At 55.2% G+C, this 3,628-nt stretch carries 2 protein-coding genes; one reads left to right on the top strand and one right to left on the bottom strand.

Annotated features, from left to right (window positions below; genetic code table 11):
- The coding region (locus M0974_RS06440) for a PAS domain S-box protein (protein WP_297834200.1) at positions 1–1,431 on the bottom strand (1,431 nt) is incomplete at its 3' end.
- 834 nt (positions 1,432–2,265) lie between these two features.
- Here M0974_RS06440 and M0974_RS06435 point away from each other — a divergent pair.
- Positions 2,266–3,628, top strand: a 1,363-nt coding sequence (locus M0974_RS06435; protein ID WP_297834198.1) for a PAS domain-containing sensor histidine kinase, incomplete at its 3' end; no start/stop codon positions are given.

The raw sequence follows: 3,628 nt of genomic DNA, 5'->3' as shown, positions 1-3,628 counted from the left end.
GGTGATTGCTCCCTCCAGATCGTCGGGGTGAACCATGGCGGTCCACTGCTCCCTGTCTAGGGCCCCTTGATCAACTTGAAAGTATTCGTAGACGCGGTTGTTGAACCAGTCGAGTTGACCCGCACTGTCCGCTGTCCAGACCTGATTGGGCATGGATTGAGCCAGTAGCCGAAATCGAACTTCGCTTTCTCGTAAAGCTTCCTCAGCGGCCTTACGTCCAGAAATATCAACAAAAAGTACGGCAAAGCGGTCCGCATCTACGCGTCTAGCGCGAGCCTCGAACCACCGGTTCTGCAGCGCAGGAACGTTCATTTCGAATTGAATAGGCTTGCCCGTATTGACTACTTCGGCATAGGTTTCAATAACAGACGTATGTAATGTGGGCACCAACTCGAGTATGGAGTGGCCAGCGGCGGTTGATGCGTCCAGGCCCGTCTGCGTGCCAAAAGCCGGATTGATTTCTAGCAGCTGAAAATCAAACATACGACCGCCTTCGTCACGTATGGCATAGCCGACAAAGAAACCCTCCTGCATCTGTTCAAACAGCTCTCGCCAACGAAACTCACTGCGTGCGATGGCCTCTTCGGCGGCCTTACGTTCAGTGATGTCCATGGCGATACCGATATAGCGCTGACGATCTGAGGCGGCCAGCGTTACCGCTTCGCCTCGCCGCGCAATCCAGCGAATGTCGCCAGTCTCTGAATCGACCCGTCGGAATTCGGCGTAACTGATGGGATTGGGCGATCCATATCGGCTGGGTCCTAAAAGATGCCGATCGTCTGGATGAATCAGGCTGACGAGTAACGATTCAGTCACTTCAATATCCGGTGCGATTTGCCAGATTCTCCGATATTGGTCCGACACGTCCAATTGGCCAGTGTCTGGGTACCACTCGAACGTCCCAACGCCTCCCACTTCCTGCGCAAACCGAAGTTTTCGCTCCGCCAGTACCCTGTCTGTTGTATCTCGAACGATGGCCATAACGCCGGCCGGTACACCGGCCTCGTCAACGACTGGACTGTAGTCAAGTGACAACCACGCGTCTGCTGGTTCGCCTCTTCGGGATAAAACCAAATGCTGATCAACATACGAAAGCGTGCCGCCGGCCAGCCCGGTCCTCAACACGTGCGCATTAAAGTCGGCCACCTCTGCCCAGCCTTCCAACACCCTCGAGCCCAAAAGTGCGGGATGGCGTTGCCCTGCAAACTCTTGGTAGGCACCGTTGTAAATCATGATCCCTTCTGTCCCCCAAAGAAGCGTCATTGGGACATTGCAGCGCAACATGAAGGAAGTGATGCTTTTAAGCTCAGTTGACCATTCAGCGATTGGTCCGAGAGGGGTGGTCAACCAGTCAAAAGATCTGATCAGCACCGCCATCCCGTTGTCGTTACCGAGAAAGGCTAGGGGATCAATTTTGGGGGGGCTGGTCATACGTTGGTTATCCAAAGGGTCGCGCTGTGTAGACCAGGGGCCTTGTCGGCGAATTCTGCACGAGACACAAAGTTTCTGCCTCGCTTTACGAAAACTATCGTGAGGATGGCTAAACGATGCACTATCCCAACCAAAAGATCATCACTCCCAAAGCAGGGAGCTAGCCACCGATCGGGAGGCATTCCCATGTCTACAACGTCTTCACAAACGCGAGCCTAACCTCGCCGCCACTCTTCGCCCAGGGCGCCGGTTTTGAGGCTTTTTGAAATTCCTTTTGATGCTGAACCATCTGGGGACTGGGTTGTTCCGTTCTTTGGGATGGCGAAAAACGGGGATGGCGAAAAACGATTTGCGTCACGCGAAAAAGCTTTAGCATTCGCACTACTGTTGGCGAATGAACGCCGAGAGCGAGTGTAGTGGTCTAATGCCCGCAATTCTTTATGTGAGCGAATTTTTCCCCGCGAAAGCTGTCTTGCATGGCCGCTACGATGCGAGATGCCAAGGTACGCGGGGAGGGACCTAGGCCAATACTGCTGCATGGTCACGCTAAGACACACGTGATATTAGATCGCGTGGCCGAGTGGATGCTGAGCAGGTGATTAGGGAGCGTTATGGGGGGCGGGCTCCGATCGACAACAACACAATTTCCCCGGCGTCGTCATTCGCCCTCATGGATTAGGTTTGCTTCACAGTTGGCCGGCGCAAGGGTGTCCTCGTTCACAGTGTTGCCGCCCTCCATCCGCCGTAAGCGACCGCTTCTCCGCTCAGCTTGCGCCCGCAAAGCGTAAGATGCCTGTCTAACAGGCAACGGCTGCCAATGGGATTGTTATGGGCATGGGCAGCGATGATCACTATCGTCTCCTGATCGAGTCGATGCGCGATCTGGCGGTTTACATGATTGACACTCACGGTTGCGTGGTGAGCTGGAATCCAGGTGCCGAGCACTTGAAGGGATATACATCGTCGGAAATCATCGGCAAGCCGTTTTCGATGTTCTACACCGAGGAAGATCGCGTCGACGGGCTGCCTGAGGCGGCCCTGTTTTGTGCACTGCGTGACGGCACGTACGAAACCGAAGGCTGGCGTGTGCGCAAGGATGGCTCGGTGTTCTGGGCCTCCGTCATCCTCAATCCTGTACGCGACGCATCCGATCAGTTGATCGGATACAGCAAAATCACCCGGGACCTCACGAAACGAAGAGCGGCGCTTGAAGCGCAGCGGCTGAGTGAAGAACAGTTCCGACGGTTGGTTCAAGGCGTGGTCGATTACGCCATTTATATGCTCGATATTCAGGGCCATGTTGCTACATGGAACGCTGGAGCCCAGCACATCAAGGGATATCGCGCCGAAGAAATCATTGGTCAGCACTTTTCCGTTTTTTACTCGGAAGAGGACCGCCTTGCTGGCGAGCCCCAACGGAGCCTTAGCATCGCTCTGGAAAAGGGTCGCTTTGAAAACAGAGCATGGCGCGTTCGAAAGGACGGTACGTTGTTTTGGGCCCACGTCGTCATCGATCGGATTGATGACGAGCACGGCGCTCCCATGGGCTTTGCAAAAATCACCCGTGACGCAACCGAAAGCCTGCGTGCTGAGCAAGATATGGAGGAGATGCGCAAGGCACTGCATCAAGCGCAAAAGATGGAGGCCATCGGCCAACTGACGGGAGGCGTTGCGCACGACTTCAACAACCTGCTTCAAGTCATTGGCGGCAACTTGCAGCTGCTGGAAGGCGAAATGGACGGCAACGATCGTGGGCAACGCCGCCTGATCAATGCCATGGCTGGAGTGGAGCGCGGGGCCAAACTGGCATCGCAGTTACTCTCCTTTGGTCGTCGCCAGCCGCTTGAACCCAAGGTTGTCAGCTCGGGCAGGCTCATCGGTGAAATGGACGACCTGCTGCGACGGACTTTAGGTGAAGGTGTGCAGATCGAGACCATGGTAGGCGGAGGGCTGTGGAACTCATTGATCGATCCCGTCAATCTTGAAAATGCGCTGCTAAATCTCGCCATCAACGCACGCGATGCGATGCGTGGCCAAGGACGTCTGACCATCGAGGCGGAAAACGCGTCACTCGACGATCACTACGTGAAGCAGCAACCGGGACTCAACGCAGGGCAATACGTGTTGATTTCGGTGTCGGATACCGGTTGTGGCATGAGTGCGGATCTGCTCGAAAAAGCGTTCGATCCCTTCTTTT

This window comes from Pseudomonas sp. (genome assembly GCF_026224925.1).
GTDB lineage: Bacteria > Pseudomonadota > Gammaproteobacteria > Pseudomonadales > Pseudomonadaceae > Aquipseudomonas.
The sequence above is the reverse complement of the archived record's forward strand: the minus strand, read 5'-3'. Positions and strand labels throughout refer to the sequence as shown.